21 protein-coding genes and 4 pseudogenes are annotated in these 24,527 nt (G+C 68.5%); 12 read left to right on the forward strand and 13 right to left on the reverse strand.

All coding sequences use genetic code 11. The annotated features are described in order from the left end of the window. The first annotated feature begins 115 nt into the window (after positions 1-115). Genes NBG84_RS35575 through NBG84_RS35590 form a run of 4 tightly spaced genes read left to right on the forward strand, consistent with a single transcriptional unit; the run spans position 116 to position 2,982 of the window. The gene (locus NBG84_RS35575; RefSeq protein ID WP_250923835.1) at positions 116-1,303 is read left to right on the forward strand and encodes a lipid-transfer protein; all 1,188 of its coding nucleotides are present in this window, start codon (positions 116-118) and stop codon (positions 1,301-1,303) included. Positions 1,304-1,305: 2 nt separating this feature from the next. After that, entirely contained in the window at positions 1,306-1,761 is a 456-nt protein-coding gene (locus NBG84_RS35580; RefSeq protein ID WP_250923836.1) for a MaoC family dehydratase N-terminal domain-containing protein, read from the forward strand. Beyond that, complete coding sequence (locus NBG84_RS35585; RefSeq protein ID WP_250923837.1) at positions 1,761-2,162, forward strand: MaoC/PaaZ C-terminal domain-containing protein; 402 nt, start codon at positions 1,761-1,763, stop codon at positions 2,160-2,162. The genes NBG84_RS35580 and NBG84_RS35585 overlap by 1 nt, the downstream gene beginning before the upstream one ends. A 13-nt stretch (positions 2,163-2,175) precedes the next feature. Next, entirely contained in the window at positions 2,176-2,982 is an 807-nt protein-coding gene (locus NBG84_RS35590) for an SDR family NAD(P)-dependent oxidoreductase (protein WP_250923838.1), read from the forward strand. A gap of 281 nt (positions 2,983-3,263) precedes the next feature. Here NBG84_RS35590 and NBG84_RS35595 read toward each other — a convergent pair whose 3' ends face one another. The 4 genes and pseudogenes from NBG84_RS35595 to NBG84_RS35610 form a co-directional block, all read right to left on the reverse strand. Then, the gene (locus NBG84_RS35595; RefSeq protein WP_250923839.1) at positions 3,264-3,746 is read right to left on the reverse strand and encodes an acyl-CoA thioesterase; all 483 of its coding nucleotides are present in this window, start codon (positions 3,744-3,746) and stop codon (positions 3,264-3,266) included. Positions 3,747-3,832: 86 nt separating this feature from the next. After that, a pseudogene (locus NBG84_RS35600) lies at positions 3,833-4,355 on the reverse strand (acyl-CoA dehydrogenase family protein); the annotation flags it as partial. A gap of 45 nt (positions 4,356-4,400) precedes the next feature. Then, on the reverse strand, positions 4,401-5,561 hold the full coding sequence (locus NBG84_RS35605; RefSeq protein WP_250923840.1) for an acyl-CoA dehydrogenase family protein: 1,161 nt from the start codon (positions 5,559-5,561) through the stop codon (positions 4,401-4,403). Positions 5,562-5,702: 141 nt separating this feature from the next. Continuing rightward, complete coding sequence (locus NBG84_RS35610; RefSeq protein ID WP_250923841.1) at positions 5,703-6,869, reverse strand: thiolase family protein; 1,167 nt, start codon at positions 6,867-6,869, stop codon at positions 5,703-5,705. Between the two features lie 989 nt (positions 6,870-7,858). On the opposite strand from NBG84_RS35610, the gene NBG84_RS35615 reads away from it, so the two are divergent. The 8 genes and pseudogenes from NBG84_RS35615 (at position 7,859) to NBG84_RS35650 (ending at position 16,574) form a co-directional block, all read left to right on the forward strand. Next, positions 7,859-8,788, forward strand: coding sequence for an acyl-CoA thioesterase (locus tag NBG84_RS35615; RefSeq protein ID WP_250923842.1), 930 nt, complete (start codon positions 7,859-7,861; stop codon positions 8,786-8,788). Positions 8,789-8,832: 44 nt separating this feature from the next. Then, positions 8,833-9,735 carry an SDR family NAD(P)-dependent oxidoreductase gene (locus tag NBG84_RS35620; RefSeq protein WP_250923843.1) on the forward strand — a complete coding sequence of 301 codons (903 nt, stop codon included), beginning with the start codon at positions 8,833-8,835 and terminating at the stop codon, positions 9,733-9,735. A gap of 152 nt (positions 9,736-9,887) precedes the next feature. Beyond that, positions 9,888-11,417, forward strand: a complete 1,530-nt coding sequence (locus NBG84_RS35625; RefSeq protein ID WP_250923844.1) for an acyl-CoA synthetase — start codon at positions 9,888-9,890, stop codon at positions 11,415-11,417. Between the two features lie 44 nt (positions 11,418-11,461). Continuing rightward, a complete protein-coding gene (locus NBG84_RS35630) occupies positions 11,462-12,619 on the forward strand; it encodes an acyl-CoA dehydrogenase family protein (protein ID WP_250923845.1) in 1,158 nt (385 codons plus the stop codon). Positions 12,620-12,733: 114 nt separating this feature from the next. Then, the gene (locus NBG84_RS35635; protein ID WP_250923846.1) at positions 12,734-14,344 is read left to right on the forward strand and encodes a thiamine pyrophosphate-binding protein; all 1,611 of its coding nucleotides are present in this window, start codon (positions 12,734-12,736) and stop codon (positions 14,342-14,344) included. Positions 14,345-14,678: 334 nt separating this feature from the next. Continuing rightward, positions 14,679-15,635, forward strand: coding sequence for an acyl-CoA thioesterase (locus NBG84_RS35640; RefSeq protein WP_250923847.1), 957 nt, complete (start codon positions 14,679-14,681; stop codon positions 15,633-15,635). 248 nt (positions 15,636-15,883) lie between these two features. Further along, positions 15,884-16,228 (forward strand): annotated as a pseudogene (locus tag NBG84_RS35645) (hypothetical protein); the annotation flags it as partial. A 94-nt stretch (positions 16,229-16,322) separates the two neighbouring features. Continuing rightward, on the forward strand, positions 16,323-16,574 hold the full coding sequence (locus NBG84_RS35650; protein WP_250923905.1) for an ABC transporter ATP-binding protein C-terminal domain-containing protein: 252 nt from the start codon (positions 16,323-16,325) through the stop codon (positions 16,572-16,574). On the opposite strand, the pseudogene NBG84_RS41685 reads toward NBG84_RS35650, so the two are convergent. From NBG84_RS41685 to NBG84_RS35695, 9 genes and pseudogenes are all read right to left on the reverse strand, one after another. After that, positions 16,497-16,787 (reverse strand): annotated as a pseudogene (locus tag NBG84_RS41685) (maleylpyruvate isomerase N-terminal domain-containing protein); the annotation flags it as partial. The gene NBG84_RS35650 and the pseudogene NBG84_RS41685 overlap by 78 nt on opposite strands. A gap of 326 nt (positions 16,788-17,113) precedes the next feature. Beyond that, positions 17,114-18,091: an ABC transporter substrate-binding protein gene (locus tag NBG84_RS35660; RefSeq protein WP_250923849.1), complete on the reverse strand. Its 978-nt coding sequence runs from the start codon at positions 18,089-18,091 to the stop codon at positions 17,114-17,116. Positions 18,092-18,130: 39 nt separating this feature from the next. Next, the gene (locus NBG84_RS35665; RefSeq protein WP_250923850.1) at positions 18,131-18,928 is read right to left on the reverse strand and encodes an ABC transporter ATP-binding protein; all 798 of its coding nucleotides are present in this window, start codon (positions 18,926-18,928) and stop codon (positions 18,131-18,133) included. An 18-nt stretch (positions 18,929-18,946) separates the two neighbouring features. Continuing rightward, positions 18,947-19,825, reverse strand: coding sequence for an ABC transporter permease (locus NBG84_RS35670; protein ID WP_250923851.1), 879 nt, complete (start codon positions 19,823-19,825; stop codon positions 18,947-18,949). A 31-nt stretch (positions 19,826-19,856) separates the two neighbouring features. Then, on the reverse strand, positions 19,857-20,135 hold the full coding sequence (locus tag NBG84_RS35675) for a hypothetical protein (protein WP_250923852.1): 279 nt from the start codon (positions 20,133-20,135) through the stop codon (positions 19,857-19,859). Between the two features lie 336 nt (positions 20,136-20,471). Continuing rightward, positions 20,472-21,851 (reverse strand): hypothetical protein, encoded by a 1,380-nt coding sequence (locus NBG84_RS35680; RefSeq protein WP_250923853.1) that lies wholly within the window; start codon positions 21,849-21,851, stop codon positions 20,472-20,474. A gap of 947 nt (positions 21,852-22,798) precedes the next feature. Continuing rightward, positions 22,799-23,011 (reverse strand): hypothetical protein, encoded by a 213-nt coding sequence (locus tag NBG84_RS35685; RefSeq protein WP_250923854.1) that lies wholly within the window; start codon positions 23,009-23,011, stop codon positions 22,799-22,801. Between the two features lie 51 nt (positions 23,012-23,062). Beyond that, positions 23,063-24,001: a hypothetical protein gene (locus tag NBG84_RS35690; RefSeq protein ID WP_250923908.1), complete on the reverse strand. Its 939-nt coding sequence runs from the start codon at positions 23,999-24,001 to the stop codon at positions 23,063-23,065. Between the two features lie 259 nt (positions 24,002-24,260). Continuing rightward, positions 24,261-24,527 (reverse strand): annotated as a pseudogene (locus tag NBG84_RS35695) (hypothetical protein); the annotation flags it as partial.

The raw sequence follows: 24,527 nt of genomic DNA on the forward strand, positions 1-24,527 counted from the left end.
GCTGATCACATTTCAACCCACGGCGCGGACTGGGCCCCGCCGCCCGCAGAACCTTGACACCGCTCACCCTGAGGGTTGAAAGTTAATTCTGATTAGCCAATGAAGGGGAGGTCTCATGGGTCGCAGAGTGCTGGTGGCAGGCGTCGGCATGGTGCCGTTCGCCAAGCCCAGTGCCGCCAAGACATACGATGATATGGGGGCTGGAGCGGTCAGGTCCGCCTTGGACGACGCCGGCCTGCCGTACGACCTGATCCAGCAGGTGTACGCGGGCTATGTGTATGGCGATTCGACTTGTGGGCAACGGGTGGTCTACCGCTTCGGCAAGACCCGGGTGCCGGTACTGAACGTGAACAACAACTGCGCCTCCGGCTCCTCCGCACTGTGGCTGGCCCGACAGGCCGTCGAGAGCGGCGCGGTCGACTGCGCGCTCGCGGTCGGCTTCGAGCAGATGCCACCAGGCGCCCTCGGCGCCAAATGGGCCGACCGGCCGACCCCACTGACCGACTTCGCCGCCACTCTGCACGACGTCTACGCCGTCGACCCGGACCTACCGATGACGCCGCAGTACTTCGCCGCCGCCGGGGCGGAGTACATGGCCCGGTACGGCATGGCGCCGGAGACCTTCGCGAAGGTCTCGGTCAAAGCACGCACCCATGCCGCGGGCAACCCGTACGCGGTATTCCGCGACCCCATCACCCTGAACGACGTACTGGGCTCGCCGACCGTCGCCGGAACGCTGACCAGGCTCCAGTGCTGCCCACCCACCTGCGGCGCCGCCGCGGCGATCGTCTGCTCGAAGGAGTTCGCCCGCGCCCACGGCCTCAGCCCCAAGGTCGCGATCGCCGCCCAGACCCTGCAGTCCGACGCGGACGACGTCTTCGACAAGAAGAGCGCGATGTCCCTGGTCGGGACGGACGTCACCCGCGCCGCGGCGAAGAAGGTCTACGAGCAGGCCGGGGTCGACCCGCGCGACATCCAAGTCGTCGAGCTGCACGACTGCTTCACCGTCAACGAGGTCCTCAGCTACGAGGGCCTCGGACTGTGCGAGGAGGGCGGCGCGGAGAAGTTCATCCTCGACCAAGACAACACCTACGGCGGCCGTGTGGTCACCAACCCATCGGGCGGTCTGCTGTCCAAGGGCCACCCGCTGGGCGCCACCGGACTGGCCCAGACCGCCGAGATCACCTGGCAGCTACGCGGCGAGGCCGGTGCCCGCCAAGTCGAGGGCGCCACCCTGGGGCTCCAGCACAACCTCGGCCTCGGCACCGCCGGCGTCGTCACCCTCTTCGAGAAGGTCTCCTGATCATGCCCATCGATCCCGCCATCGTCGGCAGCCGCAGCCCGGAGTTCTCCACCGTGGCCGAGCGCGGCCGGCTGCGCTTCTTCACCGCAGCCACCGGCCAGAACGACCCGATCTACAGCGACATGGAGGCCGCCGGGTCCGCCGGGCACCGCGACCTGCCGGTGCCGCCGACATTCCTCTTCTGCCTGGAGATGGACCATCCCGACCGCGGCTCGTTCCTCACCGACCTGGGCATCGACCAACGGACGATCCTGCACGCCGGACAGAAGTTCGAGTTCCACGACCAGGCGTACGCCGGGGACACCCTCACCTTCTCCACCGAGGTCAAGGACGTGTACGCGAAGAAGAGCGGCGCCCTGGAGTTCATCGTCCGCGCCACCCACGTCACCCGTGACACAACACCAATCGCCACCCTGACCAGCACCATCGTGGTGCGCGACCCCAAGGCGGGCCAGTGATGACCACCCTGGAACCGGGCGACACCCTCACCCTGGAGTGCCCGAAGATCACCCGTACCGTCCTCGCGCTCTACGCGGGCGCCTCCGGGGACCACAACCCGGTGCACATCGACACCGACGCCTGCCAGGCGGTGGGCATCGACGACGTGTTCGCCCACGGAATGCTCTCCATGGCCTACCTCGGCCGGCTGCTGACCGACTGGGTACCGCAGGAGCGCATCAAGTCCTGCGAGGTTCGTTTCTCGGCGATCACACCGGTCAACTCGACGCCGATCTGCACGGGAACCGTGGCCGGTGTCGAGAACGGCCTGGCCCGCCTCGACCTCACGGTCACCCTCCCCGACGGCACGGTGACCCTCCGGGGGGCAGCCGTCGTCACCGCCAACCTGCCTACCACGTAAGGACATAGAGATCATGGGAACCCTGGACGGGAAGGTCGCCATCGTCTCCGGCTCCGGCCGCGGCATCGGCCGTGAAGTCGCCCTCAAGCTCGCTTCCGAGGGTGCCGCGGTCGTGATAAACGACCTGGACAAGGAGCCGGCCGACGAGACCGTCGACAACATCGTCGCCGCCGGTGGCAAGGCCGTCGCCTGCCTCGGCTCCGTCACTGAGGACGACTTCGCCGAGCGGTTCGTGAAAACCGCCGTCGACTCCTTCGGCGGACTCGACATCATCGTCAACAACGCCGGATACACCTGGGACACCGTCATCCAGAAGATGACCGACGAACAGTGGGACGCCATCCTCGACGTCCACCTCAAGGCACCCTTCCGGATCCTGCGCGCCGCCCAGCCGTACATCAGGGCCAACCCGACCGACTACCACCGCAAGGTCGTCAACATCTCCTCGGTCTCCGGCGTCTACGGCAACGCCGGCCAGGTCAACTACGCGGCTGCCAAGGCCGGAATCATCGGTATGACCAAGACCCTCGCCAAGGAGTGGGGCCGCTACAAGGTCGGCGTCAACGCCGTCGCCTTCGGGTTCATCCTCACCCGAATGACCGAAGCAGTGGCGACGGACGGCGACACCACGGTCGAGATCGAGGGCCGCCAGATCAAGGTCGGCGTCAGCCAGCACACGGTGGACGCCGTCAAGCGCACCAACCCGCTGGGCCGCCCGGGCACCCCGGCCGAAGCGGCCGGCGCGGTCTACCTCTTCTGCACCCAGGACTCTAACTACGTCTCCGGCCAGGTACTAACCGTCGACGCCGGAAGCCGCTGACACGCTGAACCGCGCCCCGTCGGCCGCTCCGCCCCGCCTTCGGCGGGTGACCCAGGAGCCGACGGGGCGCACTGCTGTCTCCACGGCGCACCAGGCACAGCATGCCTGGACGGAAAGCCGTGTTCGAGCTCGGTTCCGCCCGGTACATGGTCGAGCCCCCATACGAGGGCTTCAGTACGGGGGCTCGATGTCGTTCGTCAGGCCGCGGCCCATTCCGCATGCAGTGATCCACCACGTCGGGCAAAGTCCTCCCAGCGGCGGCCCGACCGGGAGGCGGTTCGTCAGGCAGCCGGCCGGGGAGCGCCGACACGGTCGCGGAAGGCAGGCCGCGGACCGGGATACCGGCTGAAGATCGCCCGGCTCTCCTCATCCATCGGCCAGGGCCGTCCGGTGTCGCAGGCCACCAGGACCGCGCTGGACTCGGCGACGACGGCCGGAGCCTCATGGCCGTCCTCGTGGATCGCGGCGGCAAGGGCCAGACTGCTGCGTCCCAGTTCTGGTATCCACATCCGCACCTGGAGGGAGCGGACGGGGTGCCAGACCTCACGTCGGTACTCCACAAGGTGCTGGCCAATGACCATCCGGGCACGGTCGCCGAGCATCTCAAGAATGCCGCCTTGGTGTCGCTTCGCACCCGGCAGGTCAGCCCCGAAGAGCAGGCTGCGCGCCTCGTCCAGCAGCCGCAGGTAGGCGACATTGTTCACATGGCCGCTCGGCCCGAGGTCGGAGACCCGGATATCGAGATCGACGACAAGTTCAGACATCGGTATCTCTCTTGGAACGTCTCCAGGCTCGGGCCTGGAGAGGGATGTGTGGGTTGCACGCCGCCTACAAACGGCTGTCCGGGCTCCTAGTGAAAGGCGTCCTGTCCGGTCAACAGCTTGCCGATGACCAGCTGGTGCATCTCGGGGGTGCCCTCGTAGGTGAGCACCGACTCCAGGTTGTTGGCGTGGCGCATGATCGGGTACTCGTAGCTGATGCCGTTGGCGCCCAGGATGGTGCGGCTGGTGCGGGCTATCTCGATAGCCTCGCGGACGCTATTGAGCTTGCCGTAGCTGACCTGCTCCGGACTCAGGGTGCCGGCGTCCATGCGGCGGCCGAGGTGGAAGGCGAGGAGAAGGCCCTTGTTCCCTTCCAGGGACATGTCGGCGAGCTTGGCCTGGGTGAGCTGGAAGCCCGCCGATGGGCTTGCCGAACTGCTCGCGCACGGTGCTGTACTCGCGGGCGGCCTCCAGGCAGGAGCGGGCGGCGCCGATCGCGCCCCAGACGATGCCGTAGCGGGCTTGATTGAGGCAGGAGAGCGGGCCCCGTAGGCCGCGCACCGCGGGGAGGGCCGCGTCGCCCGGCAGGCGGACGTGGTCCAGGACCAGCTTGTCTGGTCAGGCTCGTTCTTCTCCGGGACAGGACCGCGAGGAGTCTCACAAATCCATGTCTTTGGCGATGATGGTCTTCATGACCTCGCTGGTGCCTCCGTAGATGCGGGACACGCGGGTGTCGGCGTAGAGGCGGGCAATGGGGTATTCGGTCATGTAGCCGTAGCCGCCGTGCAATTGGAGGCACTTGTCGATGACCCTCCCGGCGGCCTCGGTACAGAAGAGTTTGATGCGCGCGGCGTCCGCCGCTGTCAGCTCGTCGGCGTCCTCCAGCTCGATGCCCCTGTCGGCCATGGCCTGAGCGGCGGTGACCTCGGTCGCGCACTCAGCGAGCACGGACTTGGTGTTCTGGAAGGCGGCCACCGGTTTACCGAAGACGGTGCGGTCTCTGACGTACTCCGCGGCGAACCGGATCGCCGCCGCGGCGGCGGCGACGGCGTTGACAGCGATGGAGAGCCGCTCCCGCGGCAGATTCCGGCCCAGGTAGGAGAAGCCCTTGCCGACCTCCCCAAGGACGTTCCCCACCGGGACCTCGACGTCGGTGAAGTGCAGCTCGGAGGTGTCGCGGGCATGCAGGCCGATCTTTTCGAGCAGCTTGCCGTAGCTGAAGCCATCGCTGCAGGTGGGGACGACCAGCAGGGTCAGTCCGGCCCGGCGGTCCCCCGGGGTGGAGGGGGAGGTGCGGACCGCGACGATGCACAGCTCGGAGTTGAGCGCCCCGGTGATGAAGGTCTTGGAGCCGTTGAGGATGTAGTGGGTGCCATCCTCGGACAGCTCGGCCTTGGTCCGGATGCCCGCCAGGTCGGAGCCGCTGCCCGGCTCGGTCATGGCGAGGCACAGGCAGATCTCGCCGGAGGCCACCCCCGGCAACCAGCGACTCTTCTGCTCCTCGGTGGCCAGGCTCAGCAGGTACGGCAGGGCGATGCTGGTGTTGATGGTGTAGTGGGCGAAGGAGACACCGGCAGCCGCCGCGGTCTCCTCGGCGATGATCGCCTCGTACTTGAAGCTGGTCTCCCCCGGGCCGCCGTACTCCTCGGGGATACCGAAGCCCAGTACCCCGAGTGTGCCGAGCCGGTGGAGCAACTCCCGCGGGGTACGGCGGGCGGCCTCCCATTCGGCGAAGTACGGCGTCACCTCCTTGGCGACGAAGTCACGGATCACGGAGCGGAACGCCTCGTGCTCCTCGGTGTAGACGGTGCGCTTCATCAGCGCTCACTCCTCAACTCAGATGAACACCTCTTGCACCAGGCCCTGGGGAAAGGTGCGTTCGGCGCAGGTCGGCAGGTGCGGGTGAGTGTGGGATTCTCCGGCCTCGGCGCTCCTGCCCCAGCGCCGGAGATCTGCGGCTTAGAGCAGCTCCAGGATGGTGGCGTTGGCCATGCCGCCGCCCTCGCACATGGACTGCAGGCCATAGCGGATGTTGTTGTCGCGCATGTGGTGGACCAGAGTGGTCATGATGCGGGCGCCGGATCCGCCGATGGGGTGGCCGATGGCCATGGCGCCACCGTTGGGGTTCATCTTCTCGTAGTCGGCGCCAGTCTCTCGCAGCCAGGCGAGGGTGACCGAGGCGAACGCCTCGTTGATCTCGTAGACGCCGATCTCGTCCAGCGCGAGCCCCGCCCTCTTCAACGCCTTGGCGGTGGCCGGGATCGGGCCCTTGAGCATGGCGACCGGGTCGGTGCCGGCGACCACCGCCGTGTGGATGCGGACCATCGGGGTCCAGCCCTGTGCCGTGGCGAACTCGCTCGTGGTGATGAGCAGCGCGCCGGTGCCGTCGGAGATCTGCGAGGCGTTGCCCGCGGTGATGGTGCCTTCCTCCTTGAAGGCGGGCTTCAGGGCTGCGAGGGCCTCCAGGGTGGAGCCGCGGCGCACGCCCTCGTCGGTGTCGAAGACACGCTCGGAACCGTCCGTGCCGGTGATGGTGATCGGGGCGATCTGGCCTTTGAAGCGGCCCTCGTCGATGGCCCGGGCGGCGCGGGCGTGGGAGTCCAGGCCGTGTTGGTCCATTTCGCTACGGGTGATGCTGTACTCGTCGGCGATCATCTGGGCGCCCATGCCCTGGTGGAAGCGGATGCCGTTGTAGCGGTCCCAGACCTCCGGGCCATGCGGCTCGCCGTACTTGCCGTCGAGGTAGGTGAGGCTTGGCGGGACGGCACTCATGTTCTCCACGCCGCCGGCGACGGCGACGTCGTACTGACCGGAAATCACACTGGCGGCGGCAAAGTGCACAGCCTGCTGGGAGGAGCCGCACTGCCGGTCGATGGTCACACCGGGGACGGACTCCGGCCAGCCGGCCGCCAGCGCCGCGGACCGGCCAATGCAGCCGGTCTGCATGCCCACCGGAGCCGCGCAGCCCCAGATGACGTCGTCGACCAGGGCTGGGTCCAGGCCGGTGCGCTCCGCGAGAGTCTTCAGGACGTGGGCGGACAGCGAGGCCGAATGTAGCCCCGACAGCGAGCCGTTGCGCCTGCCGACGGCGGTACGGACGGCGTCGACAATGACTGCGTCTCGCATGGGTACTCCTTGCTGAGGGTGGGCGATAGTCGTGGACGCCGAGGTCCTTGGCGATGAGGGTCGTCATGACCTCACTGGCGCCGGCGCGGCGACGGTGAAGCGGGTGTCGACGTCCCGGGCGCCCGGTCGTGTACTCCGGGGTGTGGCCGTGGCCGCAGTGCGACCGGCGGCGTTGCCGAATGCCTGCCGACAGGGCAGGCCTTCAGATATGCACCGAGTGGGCACCCAACGTCACGCCGCCTGAGGGTCTCCTCCCCCGCCCGGCCCGCCGGACGCCTCGGGCACCTGGATGCCGAAGACCTCCGTGGTCACGCGGCTGGTGATCCGGCTCTCGCGGCACACGCCCCCGCGCTCCCGGTCCTCGTGATGCGGGTGGCCTCGTTGGCGGCGAACTTCCGAAGGGTTGCCCGTAAATCCTCATGATTCTCGGTGAACACACTGCGGCGCACGGTGCGTGTGTCCTCCCTTGCAGCGCGGTGGCACAACCGGGCGACTTTAAGTTAATCAAAATTAGCTTCTATGTCCATAGTCATTCAGGAACCCCGACCCGGCGGCGAAGGCCCGCGTCGACCGGTCAAGGACCTGCAGGTTCAGTCGAGATCATGGGTCCGCCGCGGCCTGGCGGCAGCGCTCAGGCGTGGGGCAGAGCGCTCGCCATGCGGTGGTTATGAACAGAGAAGCCAGGGCGATATGCCGACGCGGGAGGGGTTCGCCAGCCGCCTGTTGCCACATATTCACCCTCGCCGATCTCCCGACCCAGCAGGGGCAGCAATGATGTGCCCACCTCGGGTGAACCTATGCCTCCCAGCGCGTCCTTGCCCCTCGGCGCCCGCTGGAACCACTCCCCACCTCAACCGGCGAGGCCCTCTGGGCACTGTCTCGGCAGCGTCGAAACGGTTGACACGCAGGGATAGACATAGAGCCTAGCCACGATTAACTTGGTGGCGTCCGGGTGGCCCCGTCCCCGGCGAGTGAAGGGTCTATCAGCCGTGTACCGAACCGAGCCCACTACAGACGGTGCCGAGCCTGCCGGCTCCTTGCTGCCGTACGCCGCGTGCGAGCTCGTCGACTTCCTCAGCCTGGAGCGGACTGGGGCCGACCTGTTTCATGGCTGGTGCCACTCCGGAGTGCCCCGGCAGGCGTTCGGCGGACAGGTCGTGGCCCACTCGCTCGCCGCGGCCGGACAGACGGTGGAGTCCGGCAGGCCGGCGCATTCCCTGCACGGGTACTTCCTCCGGGCTGGAAACCTCCGGAGCCCCATCGTCTACAGAGTCGAACGGCTGCGCGACGGCCGGCGATACAGCTCCCGTCGGGTCACCGCGACTCAGGGCAGCACGGTGGTCTTCACGCTGTCCGCCTCGTTCAAGGAACCCGAGCCGGAGCGGCCTGAGCAGCCGGAGCGCCAACCGGTCATGCCGGTGGTAGTGCCGCCCGAGGGGCTGCCCGACGCGTTCGAGTTCTGGGCGACGCACAGCCCTGAGCAGCACCGTGAGGCGGGCCATGCGCAGGTGGTGTCCATGCGCGTCGTGCCGGAGCGGCCCGGGGCGCGGATGGGCGGCTCCCGCGGGATCGGGCAGAATGTCTGGTTCCGTGCCCGCCAGCCGCTGCCCGACGATCCGCTGCTGCACTTCTGCGCCCTCACCTACTTCTCCGACCTGAGCCTGGGGCCGACCGCGGCACTGGACTTCGAGACGCTCTACCCCCTCCGAGCGGGACCGTCGCAGGCGATCCTGGCCTCGCTCGACCACGCGATCTGGTTCCACCGCCAGTTCCGGGCCGACGAGTGGCTGCTCTTCGCACAGCGCAGCCCCTCCGCGAGTGACGGCCGCGGCTTCAACACAGGCGAGTTCTGGGCCCGGGACGGCACGCTGGTCGCCTCCGTGGCGCAGGAGACCGCGCTCCGCCGCGAGCCGAGCTGAAACGGCTGGCAGAAGAGAATCCGCACAAGAAAGCGAGCACTCCCATGGGACAGTTGGATGGCCGAGTAGCGGTGGTGACCGGCGCGGGCGGTGGTCTGGGCCGCGAGCACGCGCTACTGCTTGCCGCCGAGGGCGCCGGGGTCGTGGTGAACGACCTGAGCAACGCCAAGGCCGTGGCAGAGGAGATCGTCGCGGCCGGAGGGGAGGCTGTGGCGGTTGAGGGCAGCGTCGCGGACATGGCCGTGGGCGAGCGGCTGGTGGCCGCGGCCGTGGAGTCCTTCGGCGATCTGCATGTGGTGGTGAACAACGCGGGTGTGGTCCGCGACGCCATGGTGTGGAACATGACCGAGGAGCAGTTCGACCTGGTCCTCGACGTCCACCTCAAGGGTGCCTTCTCGGTGATCCGGGCGGCGGCCCGCTACTGGCGCGAGCAGTCCAAGAACGGCGCCACCGCCGACCGGTCGATCATCAACACCACCTCCTCGGCGGGCCTACACGGCAACGTCGGCCAGTGGAACTACTCGGCCGCTAAGGCGGGGCTGGCCATCCAGGTGGTCAATGCCGCCATCGAGCTGGGGCGCTACGGGGTGCGGGCCAACGCGATCGCTCCGATGGCCCGTACCGCAATGCTGGCCGGCAATCCGGGCTTCAGCGCCGCGGTCGCCGCACCCCAGGGCGAGGGTGTGCTGGACCGCTACCACCCGAAGAACGTCTCCCCGCTGGTCGGCTATCTGGCCGGCGCCGACTGCCCCTTCAGCGGTCAGGTCTTCTCGGTGACCGGCGGCCATGTCGGCCTGTACGGGGGCTGGTCCCTCGGCCACCGGATCGACGCCGACCGGCAGTGGTCGGTCAAGGAGCTGGCCGCCGAGCTGGGCGCCGACTCCTTCCCCAAGGCGATCGAGACCGCCCGCCAGCGCCTCATCCCGGTCGAGGGCGTCACGCCGTGACCGTCCGGGCGGGCTCGGGAACGCCGAGCCTGGCCGTGCGGTCGGCTTCGGCGACGCCGAGCCCGCAGTAACCGACTGTTCCCCGGACCTCTTTCCCCCCTTCTTTCTCTCTTCGGCCGGCAAGGCCGTCGGGCCGTGCCTTGGAGGATGTCGTGTACCTCACCCAGTCATTGCACCGGGCGCTCCAGCAGTACCCCGACCGGCCCATGACGATCTGCGGCGACCGGGTCCGCACCACCCGTGAGGTGGTCGACCGGGTGTCCCGGCTGGCCGCCGTCTTCCGGGGCCTCGGAGTGCAGACGGGAGACCGGGTGGGCCTGCTGGCACTGAACTCCGACCACCACCAGGAGTTCTTCTTCGCCAGCTGGTGGATGGGCGCCGTCGCGCATCCGCTCAACACCCGCTGGGCGCCCGCCGAGATCGCGTACGCGCTGACCGACTCGGGCACCGAGGTGCTGCTGGTCGACGACACCTTCGCGGCTCTCGGCCCGGAGCTGCGCGAGCGCGCCCCCGGCCTGCGCACCCTCGTCTACTGCGGGACTGGAGAGACCCCCGAGGGCATGCTGGACTACGAGGAGCTGATCACCGGCTCCGAGCCGGTACCGGACATCCGCCGCGGCGGCGACACCGTGGCGTTCCTGCTCTACACCGGCGGCACCACCGGCACCCCCAAGGGTGTGATGGTCACCGACCGCGCCCTGCAGACCTCCATGATGAGTTCCCTCATCCTGACCCAGGCGGCGACCCCCGACGGGGTGAACATGCTGACGGCACCGCTCTTCCACATCGGCGCCCTCACCGGCTGGTACGCCCAGAACCTGATCGGCGGCACCCTGGTCTTCCTGCCGAACTTCACCCCGGAGGGTGTCCTGGAAACCATCCGGAGACACCGCGTGACCACGACCACCTTCGTTCCGGTGATGGTCCAGATGGTCTGCAGCCACCCGGACTTCAACGCGTACGACACCAGCAGTCTGCGGCGGATCACCTACGGTGGCGCGGGCAGTCCCGAGAGCCTGCTCCAGCTGGCCATGACGTCCTTTCCCCAGGCCCGCTTCACCCAGGGCTACGGCATGACCGAGACCAGCGTGCTCACCGTACTCACCCACGAGGACCATGTGGCGGGCGGGCAGCGACTGCGGTCGGCCGGCCGGGCCACTTGCGCCATCGAGCTCGCGGTGGTGGGTCCGGACGGAGCACGGATGCCCACGGGCGAGGTGGGCGAGGTCGTGACCCGCGGCGACCACCTGATGGCCGGGTACTGGGGCAAGCCGAAGCTGACGGCGCAGGCCGTCCGGGACGGCTGGATGCACACCGGCGACGGTGGCTATCTGGACGAGGACGGCTACCTCTACATCGTCGACCGTCTCAAGGACATGATCATCACCGGTGGGGAGAACGTCTACTCCGCCGAGGTGGAGAACGCGGTGGCCGCCCACCCCTCCGTGGCCTCGTGCGCCGTGATCGGCGTGCCCGACGACCACTGGGGCGAACGGGTGCACTCCGTAGTCGTCCTCAAGCCGGGGCGGACCGCCACGGAAGAGGAGATCCGCGCGCACGCCAAGACCCTCATCGCCGGATACAAAGCCCCACGCTCGGTCGAGTTCATCGACGCGATGCCCCTCTCCCCCGCCGGAAAGATCCTCAAGCGGGAACTGCGGGCCGCCCGCACCGACGGCTGACCACCCGCGCGTACCCGCCCTCAGCAGAAACGAGAACCATCCCCATGAAACGCACCGTCTACAGCAAGGACCACGACGCCTTCCGGATGATGATCCGGGAGTTCATCGCCAAGGAGGTCGTGCCCCACTACGAGGAGTGGGAGGCCCAGGGCACGGTCCCGCGCGAGCTGTTCCGCAAGCTCGGAGCGCTGGGTGTGACCGGCTTCGGCATCCCGGAGGAGTACGGCGGCCCGGGCGAGGTCGGCTACAAGTACCAGGCGATCATCACCGAGGAGAGCGCCCGCGCCGCGGTCATGCTCGGCCACTACGGCCTGAGCACCGGCATGGTCCTGCCCTATCTGCTGACGCTGGCCACCGAGGACCAGAAGCAGCGCTGGTTCCCGGGCCTCGTCAGCGGCGACATCACGCTCTGCATCGCGATGACCGAGCCCGGCACCGGCTCCGACCTCGCGGGCATCCGCACCTCGGCCAAGCTCTCGCAGGACGGTGACCACTATGTCCTCAACGGTGCCAAGACCTTCATCTCCGGAGCCCGCAACTCCGAACTGTGCGTCGTGGTCGCCCGTACCTCACCGGCCACCCCGGAGGACCGGCGCGGCGGACTGAGCCTGCTGGTGGTGCCGACCGACAGCGACGGCTTCGCCTACGGTCGCAAGCTGGACAAGATCGGCCTCAGGTCCAGCGACACCAACGAGCTGTCCTTCACCGACATCAGGGTGCCGGTGGAGAACCTGCTCGGTGAGGAGGGCAAGGGCTTCTCCTACCTGGGCCAGAACCTACCCCGCGAGCGCATCTCGGTCGGAGTCGACGCTACCGCGCGGGCCGCCGCGGCGATCGAGCTCGCCAAGGCGTACGTCAAGGAGCGCAACGTCTTCGGCAAACCGGTCGCGTCGTTCCAGAACACCAAGTTCGTCCTCGCCGAGTGCGCCACCGAGGTGGAGGCGGCGCAGGCCTTGGTCGACAAGGGGATGGAGCTGGAGGAATCCGGGGAGCTGACCCCCGCCGACGCCGCGAAGATCAAGCTGTTCACGACCGAGGTGTGCGGCCGTGTGGTCGACAAGTGTCTCCAGCTGCACGGCGGTTATGGCTACATGCTGGAGTACCCGATCGCGCGGCTGTACGCCGACGTCCGCGTCAACCGCATCTACGGCGGCTCCAGCGAGGTCATGAAGACCATCATCGCCAAGGACCTCGGCCTGTAGGACGGGATCCGTGTCGACCTGCTGCCCACCGGGTGCCGATCGGCCCGGCCGGTACAGACCCGGCGCGCACAGCCCTGTAGCGGCGGGACAACCGGAAGGAAACCGGTAACCACCATGAAGGTCTACCAGCAGCTCGCAACCGCCCTACTCGAACACGGAGTCGACACCATGTTCGGGCTGATGGGCGACGCCAACATGCTGTACCTCTGCGACTACATGGAACGCGGTGGCCGCTTCGTGCCGGTGACCCACGAAGGCGGCGCGGTGGGCATGTCGGACGGCTGGTCGCGGGCGAGAGGCCGGGTGGGCGTGGCGTCGGTCACCCATGGACCGGCCCTGTCCAACACCGTCACCTCACTCATCGAGGCCGTCCGGAGCCGCAGCCGGGTGCTGCTACTCACCGGCGACACCCCGGCGGAACCGACCCACTTCCAACGGCTCGACCTGGCCGCGGTGGCCACCATGGCGGGCGCGGGCTACGAGAAGGTCCACAAGCCGGCCGACCTGGTCCGTTCCCTCAACCAGGCCCTGCGACGCGTGGTCGCCGAGGACCGTCCCGTCCTACTCGACCTGCCGATCGGCCTGGTCCGCAAAGACGCGGGCGAACAGCAACCCGCGGCCCGTCCGCTCTCACGGGCCATAGGTCTGCCCACCGAGGAGCAGTTGAACGGCGCGCTCGGGCTGATCGCCAGCGCCAGACGGCCGGTGGTGCTCGCCGGTCGCGGCGCGGTGGCCGCGGACGCCCGTGACGAACTGATCGCGCTCGCCGACCAACTGGCCGCACCGCTGGCCACCACCCTGCTCGCCAAAGACTGGTTCCACGGCCACCCGAGCAACCTCGGCATCTTCGGCAACCTCTCGCACAGCGTGGCGACGGCCGCCATCAGCGAGGCCGACTGCATCATCGCCTTCGGCGCAAGCCTCAACTCCCACACGAGCTTCCACGGTGAGCTCCTGGGGGACAAGAAGGTCGTCCAGGTGGACAGTGATCCGAGCGCGTTCGGCTGGTTCACCCCGATCGACGAGGCCGTTTCCGGCGATGCCAAGGCGGTGGCGGCGGCCATGGGCGACACACTGCGGGCGGTCGGCCACGCCCCAACCCGGAGCCGGCTGGAGAAGATCCAGCAACGACTCCGCGAGCACCGGCTCACCGACGACTTCCAGGATCGGACGGGCGCGGACACCGTGGACGTACGGACTGCGGCAATCCGCCTCAACGAGGTCCTTCCCCGCAAGCGCGTCCTGGTCAGCGACATCGGCCGGTTCGCGGTCGGGGTGTGGCCCGCCGTCCGAGTGGCCGCCCCCCGGGACTTCGTCTGCATGGGCGGCTTCGGCTCGATCGGCCTGGGGCTGAGCGGCGCCATCGGCGCAGCCGTCGCACGCCCCGGAGACCTCACCGTTCTCGTGGTCGGCGACGGCGGGTTCATGATGAACATGGCCGAGTTCACCACCGCGGTGCGGGAGCGACTGCCACTACTGGTGGTGGTCCTCAACGACGGCGCGTACGGTGCCGAGCACTTCAAGCTCGTACACATCGGCGTCGACCCGGACTACTCGCTCAACGCCTGGCCCGAACTGGTCCCGATGGCCGAGGCGATGGGCGCGCGCGGCATGACCGTCCGCCGGCCGGCGGACCTCGACACCCTCCGGAACATCGCCCGGGACCTCGACGGACCGTTCCTGGTGGACGTCAGACTCGATCCGCACGTCAACATCGTGGCCTGAGCCCACGGGATGCCGGTCGCACGAACACTCTTCAGAAGCGGACCAGCACCACCACGACCCATGCGCGCCCTATAGACGAACCAGTAGTCACATAACGAATGCGGTGACTTACCTACCCAGCCTCAAAACCCTGCCCCGCTCCCCCACCCCGAAGGAGCTGATTCCAGCTGCGAAAAGGGTGCCTCCTGCAGGCCACAATCGCACAGCTGTCACCCGTGGACTTCCGATCGACAAGCCGGGCTCCGCATGTTTCGAGTTGGACATCCTTAGCTAACGAAGATTAACTTTGAGCGTCCGGGCGGCCACCGCCCCGGAGCGTGAAAGGTTGTCGAGCGTGTACGGAACCAAGCCGTCCGAGAGCGGGCGCAGCGCCGACGCCGAGCACCCTGGCACCGCCCCCACCGGGCTGGTCGACTTCCTCAGCCTGGAGCGCCTGGAACTCGACCTGTTCCGGGGGTGGTGCCACGACGGAGCGCCGCTGCGCGCTTTCGGCGGACAGGTCGCCGCCCAGGCCTTGACGGCCGCCGGGTACACGGTGGCGCGCGAGCGGCCGGTGCACTCCCTGCACGGGTACTTCCTGCGGCCGGGGGACACCAGGCGCCCTGTCATCTACAGCGTCGAGCGGCTGCGCGACGGCCGCAGCTACACAGCCCGCCGGGTCACCGCGGTTCAGGACGGCGAGGCGATCTTCACGCTCTCGGCGTCGTTCAAGCTGCCCGAGGACGAGCCGGACCGCTATCTGGTCATGCCGGACGTGCCCCGACCCGAGGACCTACCCGACGCCTACCAGTACTGGGCCGAGAACAAACCCGACGAATACCGGGAGGCCGCCTACGCGCAGGTCATGTCGATGCGCGTGGTCCCGCCGTCCGCGATCAGCAGAGCCGGCGAGGGCGGCCGTGGCCAGACCGAGCAGTACGTGTGGTTCCGGGCGGTCAAGACGCTGCTCGACGACCCGCTGCTGCACGTCTGCGCGCTCGCTTACTGCTCCGACCTGAGCCTTGCGCCGACCTCGGCACTGGACCAAGAAGCGCTCTATCCCTTCCGCGAGGGGCCCTCCCAGCTGGCCTTGGCCTCTCTCGACCACGCTATGTGGTTCCACCGCCCGTTCCGCGCCGACGACTGGCTGCTCTTCGCCCAGCGCAGCCCCTCCGCCGGAGACGGCCGAGGCTTCAACCTGGGCGACTTCTGGACCCGCGACGGCACACTGGTCGCCTCCGTAGTCCAAGAGGCCGTGCTCCGCCGGCGCGCCCCCCTCCGGCCGTCCACCGCAACGAGCGAGCCCACGTAACCCCGGCGGCCACCCGGCGGGGGCAGGAAGCCGGGCAGCACGGGGCACGGCTCCCGTTCGGCCCTTCGAGTGTGGGCAGGAACCGCGCTCCACGGCCTGGCGGAAGGGGGCATGCCAGGAAACCCGGTTGCGGCGAGTCCGCAGCCGCTGAGCAGGAGGGCTGGGTGAGTCGCCCATCGCCCACGCCCACCACGACCGCTGCGTTGGTGAGTCGCAGGTGGCGACAGTGAGGTCGGCTTCACTGTGCCCCCGGGTCCGTGCACGCCTTCATCGGCCCCAACGGTGCGGGGAAGTCCACCACCTTCAGTGTGCTGTCCGCACCGAGCGTCCGCCGCACCGGATCATCGCTCTGGGTGTGGCACCGACAACTTGACGCGGGCCGACATACCTTCACCTGTGCGGCCTTCACCGCTAGCACCCTGTGCGACGGTCGGGCGCCGTCCGCGAGCCGTGGCGCCCACAGTGAACGGGTTCGGGAAGTCGACGAGTTCACCGGCCTGCGACCCGTGTCGGCGCTCCGGTCGCGCTCCTCGACCGCAAGCGCGTCGAGCTGGCCCGGGGCCTGTACATGGAGCCCCAACTCCTGCTGCTGAACGAGCCGGTGGCGGGCATGAACTCGGTCGAGCGTCTCGACATGGCGTGGGCCATTTCCGCGATCAGGAAGGCCCTGGGCATGCGATCCTGATCGTGGAGCTCGGCTTGGGGCTGATCTTGCGGCTCGCCGACGAGGTGACCGTCCTGGACTTCGGCCGCTGGATCGGCGGCGGCATCCCGGAACAGGCCCAAGAGGACCCTGCCGTGATCCGGGCCTACCTCGGTACATACATCACCGACGAAATGCCGAAAACCGGCGGTACCTCCTTATCGGACGGCCGGGGTCTGGAGGAAACTCTCCCCCGCCGTTGTCAAGCCGCTGTCGTGAGTGGTGGTGTGGCTTGATGGCACGCTCCGTCGCGGATCATGGCCCACGGGGCGTTGGCCTGGCGGCCGGGCGATGTGGTGAAGCCAACGGCCTTCGTCGGCGTCGAGCCCGAGTGCTGCGCGTACGTCGAGTCCGTGCGCCCAGGTCTCCATGAGCCTCGCGGTTGTCATGGAACGGATGCTCATCGGCGGTCCGGCCCATGGGATGCCTGTCCCCGGCGTGGTGTTGGCAAGGGTGGCAAGCTCGTTGGCGAGGTCGTCGCGCTCGAACTCAACTCATGGAGCGGCCGACCGGGAGCGTTACACGTCTGCTCTGCGGTTCGTGCCGTCTGCTTCCCGGCTGCGGGCAACGGAAGCGAGGAACTCGTCCGGGGACCGAATCGCGAACGGCGCCATCACATCGCGTCATCTGGGCGAGATGGCCGGCCTGGTGGGCAAGCGTCCACCCGTGGGCCGGTGTCGAGGGCCTGTGGTCGATCGCGAGAGATCGGTGAGTACCTCACGGTCAGGCACGGCATTCTCCGAAGACTGTGGTGGGAGGCGAGTGGAGCGCCAGATCACTTCAGGGACTGGCAGTCATTGATGACGGTGTCGTCGTACTCCGGGTCCAGCTTGGCGTCGAAGTAGCCGACGTTGGCGTCCCAGAGCTTCTGGTCGAGCGCCATCGACCAGATCTTGTTCTCGCTCTCGACGACCTTGCGTGCGGCCTTCTCGGGCAGGCCGGTCCACTTGGCCATGAGCGTGGTCGCCTCGTCGAGGTTCGCGTCGTCGGCGATCCAGTCGATGGTGGTCTTCATGCCGCGGCAGAACTTACCGACGGTCGCGGGGTTCTCGTCGAAGTACTTCGTGGTGCTGGCGAACACGCCGGTGATGTCGTTCTTGCCTCGCTCGCCCATGGTGCCGGCGGCTGAGTCGCCCAGGATGCGGAGCTTGATGCCCTGCGCGAGCAGGCTTTCGTAGGTGGTCAGCCCCAGGACGCTGGCATCGGCCTGGCCGTTGGCCAGGGCGGCGGCGGTCGTCTGTGGTGCGCCGGTGCCTATGAAGTTGATTTTGCTACCGTCGATGTCGAACTCCTTGAGGACTTCGAGGGTGCGCTGCTCGTTGGTGTCACCACGCTGGGGGACGGCGAACTTCTTGCCTGGCAGTTCCTTGAGGGAGGAGATCCCGGAAGCCTCGGTCGCGACGATCACCACGCGGCCGCGCGAGTATGGTCCGATGACCTTCATGCCCTGGCCCTGGGCCTTGGCCGGAACGATAACGCCGGTCTGCCCGAAGATGATCTGGGTACTTCCGCCGATCATGCCGGACAGGATCTCCGGGCCGGACTTGCCGTTGATCAGCTTGACGTTGAGCTCTTCATCTCTGAAGAAACCTTTCTTCTCAGCGACGGAGAGGGGGTAGGTGAAGAGCGTGCCGGGGAAGGTGCCCACGGCGAGCTCATCGGAACCACCGGTGCTGGCCTTGTCCGACCCGCAGGCTGCCGTCGCCAGCAGAAGCGCGACGGCGCCGAAGAGGGACAGGATCTTTGTCTTCATGATGGGATGGATCTCCTGCGTCGAAGGTGCCCGAGAAACTCAGATGGATGCCCGGAAGCGGTCGTACAACTCCTGGTAGCGCGGGTGGGCGGCCACGCCCTCCAGGTCGCGCGGCCGCTCGATGTCCACCTCGACGTCGTCGAGGATCCGACCCTCGCCGAGGAGAACCACACGGTCCGCGAGTGCGATCGCCTCTCCCAGGTCATGGGTGACGAAGACGACCGTGCGTTGGGGTCCCGACTGCCACAACTCGAGGAACTCCTGCTGGACCGAGACGCGGGTCCGGGCGTCGAGTGCTGCGAAGGGTTCATCCATCAGCAGGACGTCGGGATCGAGTGCCCAGGTGCGGGCGAGAGCCACGCGCTGGCGCATGCCCTGGGAGAGCTGCCACGGCCACAGCCGTTCGGAGCCGCTGAGGTGGACGCGACCCAACCAGTCGCGCGCGACCTGCCGGCGCGTGGCCCGGTCGGTGCCGCGCAGTTCGAGGCCGTACTCGACGTTGCCCTGGGCGGTGCGCCAGGGGAGCAGTGCGTCGCGGGCCAGCATGAAGCCGAGGTGCGGGCGGGCATCGCGCGGGCTGGTGCCGCGGACCTCGATCGCGCCGGACGACGGCTCGACCAGTGCGGCGATCATGTTGAGCAGAGTCGTCTTGCCGCAGCCGCTGCGCCCGACGAGGGCGACGAACTGCCCGGCGGGGACGTCGAGGTCGATGTCGTGCAGGACGGTTCGGCTGCCGCCCTCGGGATTGGCGAAGGTGACCCCCGACTTGCGGAGGCTGATCATGGTGCCGAAGCGCTGGGCGTTCGCGGTGTTGGTGTGGAGCGTGGGGCTGTTCATGAATGTCATCTCCTCGGATCAGTGGTCGGCGGGGGGTTGCCATCTGAGGAGTCGCCTCTCGATGGCGGCCATGACCTGGTTCAGGACGACGGCGATGCCGGCGAGCAGCAGCAAGATCGCGTACACCGCTTCGAGGCGGAACAGCGACGAGTACTCCGCGATCAGCTGGCCCAGACCGTCCTCGGCCGCGATCAGCTCCGAGCCCACGACGCCGAGCAGTGCGTAGATCAGCCCGAGCCGGAGTGACGCGAGGATCGCGGGCGTTGCGACCGGGAGCATCACCTTCCAGAACAGGTGCCGCTTCTTGGCGCCGAGGACGGCCGACAGGCGCAGCCACTCGGCGTCGGCGGAGCGCACGCCGGCCCGGGACGCGGAGAGCACGATGAAGAACACGAGCGTGCTGGCCAGCGCGACCTTGGCCTGGACGCCGATACCGAAGGCGACGATGAAGAACGGCGCCAGGGCGATGCGCGGCATCGCGTTGGCGGCGTCCAGGAACGGCGCGAGGATCCGCTCGAACGTCGGGAGAAGGCCAAGCGTGATGCCGACGACAACGCCGACCGTGCTGGCCAGGACCCAGGCGATCACAACGGCGAGCATCGTGGCCTGGGCGTTGGACCAGAGCTCGCCGTTCTCGACGGCTGCGACGAGGTAGCTCCACGATTGCTTGGGCGATTTGGCGAGTACGGGGGTGATCCACTGGTTGCGCGCGGTCAGGTCCCACGCGACAAGCCAGACGGCGACGAGCACGAGTTGGGCGGCACGAACTAGCAGCGTCGTCCTCGACACGCGCAGCCGCCTCGGCTGCCGGCCTTGTGATGAGGCGGGAACGTCGGCACCCGGGGGCGCGTCGTCCTGACGGTGTGTCGACTGCTCGCTGGCAGTGATCTGCGACAAGATGGTCTCCTCAACGTGCGGCGTGCCGGCATCATTCGGTGCCGGGCTCGAAGCCAGCCAGGTAGCCGCCCAGGATCGCGCCGACCGCGAAGAGCCAGGAGAAGGCGCTCTGCACGAGGCCGAATTGGCTCGCGTCGATGCCGAGGTCACTCATCAAATCGACATTTGCGAGACCGGCGATGACTTTGTCTGCGAAGTTCAGCATCAGGAACAGCGAGAGCATCGTCACGACGATCCAAGCTCGGGACCTCACGGCCGAGCGACGTGCACTGGGCGGGGTTGTTGCCGAAAACATGCGGTCGACAGCCATGGGCGGCCTTCCTCGGAGGATGAGCGACTCGGAGTGGGGCCGGCCCCACACGAAATCCGCGGCGTCGGCCCGGAGGACGTGCGGGTCGCGGGTTGTGCCGCTTCCGTGAAGTGAACCACCTCCCGAACACCCCCACAAGGGTCATGCCTATCGGGGATTAACTTATGGCGTCCTTCTCAGCGAGCAGTGTGCCTACCCGATCAAACAGCAGCTCACCTGTTACTGCAGTGACGGGTGTTCGAATGCGCCAGGCAGTCCGAGAATTATGCGGCCGAGGGCGACGATCTCATTCCGGTGCACGGGCCGGTGTCGGGCTCGAAAAGTAGTCGCTGCTGGTCAAGCGACGTAGCCGCGCTCGTTGAGAGTGCCGCCGAGGACGCAGGCGCCGGTGACCGCTTCGGTACGGCATCCGTAAGGCCGGGCCGGGGGCGATATCGTCTGATGGCGACAGCCTGAGGTTCCAGGTCCGGCCGCTCGCCGTACCGGCATCGGAGCGTCGTGACGGTTGTCCGGGAACCTCGCTCGGCGTGGGCTGGTTGGCTCCGGCCCGGGGCAGGTGCGCATGCGTCCGCCGGCGGGTTCAGTTCTCGCAGTTGACGGGCGGGTTGCCGGAGCCGACCTTGCAGGTGTCGAACCCGCTTCGCCGTTGACCATGTAGTCGTTGGTGCCGTCCACGGTGAGGTCGCCGTTTCCCGCTCCGCCTCTGACAGTGCTGTAGTCGTTGTTGTCGCCGGTCACGGCGGCGGTGTCGGCTCCCTCTCCGCCGTCCAGGATGCTGCCGTGCGTGCTGGTGCCGTTGACGGTGAGGGTGTCGGTTCCCGCTCCGCCGTCCAGGGTGCCGTTGAGGTTGGTGCCGTTCACGGTGAGGATGTCACCCTCGGTCCCGCCGTCGAGTGTGCTCTGGCGGTTGGCGGGTGTGGTGATGCGGTCGGCTCCCAGGCCGCCCAGCACCCGGCTCGCCCACGGGATGGCGCGGAATTTGATGGTGTCGTCGCCGCCCTGCCCCTCGACGTCCGCACCCAGGGCGCAGGCGGGGGCCACCCCCAGATCGCCGAGGCACGCGATGCTGCCGGGACGGCCGGTGCCGATGATGATGTGATCCCTGTTGCCGAGGAGATCGGAGGTCGAATCGTCACCGAAGACGTGGCCATAGCGGATGGGATCGCTCTCGCGCCGGTCCTCGGGCGGGCCGCTGATGCCGCCGGTGACCTCGATGGTGTCCCGGCCGAGGCCCCCCTCCACCATGGCGTCGTCCGCGATCCCCGTGCCCTCTTGCGAGGGGGAATCATTGTCACCCCCGCGTACGCGGATGGCGTCGTTGCCCGGCCCGCCAGTGACCCGGCTGTCCATCGCGACGGCCGCCGCGACGTCTGACGGATTCCTGCCGGCGGTGATGGTGATCTCGTCATCACCGTCAAGTAGATCCCCGATGATGCCCGAGCCGCCGTGGATCTCCGCGTGGTGAATACCGGCGTCTTCGTCGTAGCCGGTGATGGCAATACGGTCGGAGCCCGCACCGGCGTAGAATCGCGCGCCGGAAACCGTGGTGTCGCTGGTGAGCGTGTCGTCCCCTCCATCCCCGTACACCACAGTTGCCCCGGTCTCCCAGTTGGCGTTGCGGAAGGTGATGGTGTCCGCGCCCAGCCCGGCGCGGACGATGAGGCCAAGGGTGGCATCGGTGAACGAGATGTCGTCACTGCCCCCGTGCCCGTACACCGTCAGGAAGGGGACGTCACCGGTGCACGCGATGACATCCCGCCCCGCTGTCCCGTGGATATCGACCTCACGCTGGGGGACGATCGAGACGCCGTTGACCGTGCACTCCGCCCACCGCCGTACCCCACCGCACTCTTCCCACGATCATTTCTGTCTCTCCCTATCACCCGGCGCACGGCATCCCGCAGGACACCGCACGCCTCAGGACCCCCAACCAACACCAGGAGGCGGTCACCCGGGGATGGTGACAACACCCCGCCTGTACCGCCTGCTTCTCGGGCCGGGGGAACGGGACACACATCTCACACCCCGGTGATGAATACCTGCCCCACCGTTCGCCCGTCGCCTCCGGGCTTACCACCACACGCCCCCACCGACACCCCCGCACCACCCCTACGGGGCAGACACAGGGTTCAAGAACGCGAAGCCGTCGGCAAGAAGGACGCCTGTCCCGAAACCAGGCGGATGACCTGGCCAGCACACCCAGCCCCGGGAGCACGATCAGACAGGCCAACCATCCCGATGAGCAGCCGAGTTGGTGCCCGGCGCCTGTCAGCATCCGGCCGTCCAAGCCCCTGTGAGGGCATCGGCGCATCAACCACGGCTGAGGCGGGGCCACCCGCACAAGGCACGACCTGCGGCCATCGGGACTGCCCCGGAGTCGACTTCGGCGGCACCCATTCCTCCTACGCAGTCACAGGTCACCCGGGCCTGGTGCCGTCAGCGCCCTGGGGTTGCAGTGCGGGGTGCAACACACCCGGCCAGATCCCCGGGTGCGCCAGGGTTCGCGCAGGTCAGGTGGGAAACGCACGAGCTGTTGCACTGGTGCGTGGTGCGGTCGTGCTGGTGAAGCCGGCCTGAATCGGATGCCCGTCCCCGGGTTTGGCGACGTAGTGAGCCGCCACCGGGTGAGTGCGTTCGCTGCGTGGCTGCCGGGAAAGGGTCAGTCACCAGGCGATGACGACAAGGGCGTTGCCGCCCCGCTGTTCCGCATCGCCCGTGGTGCCCGCGCCACCGGCTGGGTGCTGGAGAAGTCGACCGTCAGCCGGTGCCGCCGCGTCCGCCGTCGCTTCCTGTGCCGCGCAGGAGAAGATCCAGGCGGCTCCAGTCAGACGGGTACGAGCGGGCGAGGCCGGCGTGCGCCACCGGTTGGCGGTCATGGCGTCGAGCATCGTCGAGGCGGCGTCCGTCCGGGTCCGCCCGCTGATCTGTTACCAGGCGATGAGGACGAGGGCGTTGCCTCCGGTGCTGCCGTTGTGGCCCGCGGCACCAGGGCTGCCGTCGGTGGAGGAAAGGCTCAGCTCGACACCCCCGTTGCCGCCGTCTCCGCCTTCACCGCCGTGGCCGCCGCTTCCTCCTGCTCCGGTGCCCGCGGGCGGGGTGAACGATGTGCCGTCAGGCAGGGTGACGGGTGTCAGGGGCAGACGGCCGCCTTCGCCGCTGAAGCTTCCCACACCGCCCACTCCCGCGGTGGGCCTGTTGTCGTAGGTGTCCCTTCCCGTGACGCCCCTCGCACCGGTTCCCCCGGCCGAGGACGGCACGCCCTTGCTGCACAGGACGTCCGGGATGTTGTCGGTCGCTGCCCCGCCGGGTGCGGGAGAGGTGCTGCCGGCTCCCCCTCGCGCGCTGCCCGCTCCGCCCTGTCCCGCGCTGCCCGCTCCGCCCCCGGTCCGGGGGCGGAAGCCGCCCTGTGCAGACACCACGCTCCGCGTGAGGCCGCCCGCACTGGACTGCTCGATTCGGATGGTCGCTCCGAATCTGCTCTGTTCGCCCTCGGAGCCGTCCCCGCCCGCGCTGCCGTTCTGACCGATCGTTCCCACACCCCGCGAACCCCCCGGGCCGCCGGCTCCGCCGACGCCGCCGATGCCGTGGGGCGTCACCTCGATCGACAGGGGCCTGCCCACCAGCGGCAGAGCGGTGACCGCGACGGTGCACTTCTGGTACCGGCCGCTCGCACCTCCACCTCCTCCACCTCCCCCTCCACCGCCGCCGCCGCCCGCCCCGGACGTCGACGTTCCCAGGGGCACATAGGCGGCCTCACCGCCGCCGCCCCCGCCGCCCCCGCCACCTCCCGCACCCCCGGCGCCCCCGCTCCACATGTGGAACGTCAGGACACTCACCACGGCGGGAACCTCCCACTCGGTGGTCACCGTGAACACCTGATAGCGAGGTTCCGCCTGCCGCCCCCGCTCAAGCGCCGGACTGTCCGCCCACACAGCCGGAATTCCCGCGACCGACACCGCACAGACCGCCACACCAGCCAGCACACACCGTGCACGCGAACCCATCAACCAGCCTCGTTTCTCACAGGAGTGGACAGAACGAAACGCGCCACAGGTCTCCCCTTTCCCGCGCCGGGCATATCCGCCCGCACTCCATCAGCCGTACCCGGCAGACCGGCCGCGCAACTCAGCGCTGCCGAGACGGACGGAGGTGACGTGGGTGATCTCGGCGACGTCGGAGCGGTTGCAGCCGCCGGAACAGGAGGGGCCGTAGACGCGAGCCGGATCGTGGGAGCACACCCTTCCCGGGCGTGCAGCCATAGGCGGCCCGGTCGGTTCCGTAGCGGCTGCCCAGGGAGGTGTCGGCATTGCCCTGCCAGCGGCCGGCCTCCCCGGAGATGAAACTGTCCCCGCGCGAGATCACGGCCGCCTCCAGCTTGGCCAGTTCCGCTGT

It is taken from the genome of Streptomyces albipurpureus (assembly GCF_023701525.1).
GTDB lineage: Bacteria > Actinomycetota > Actinomycetes > Streptomycetales > Streptomycetaceae > Streptomyces > Streptomyces albipurpureus.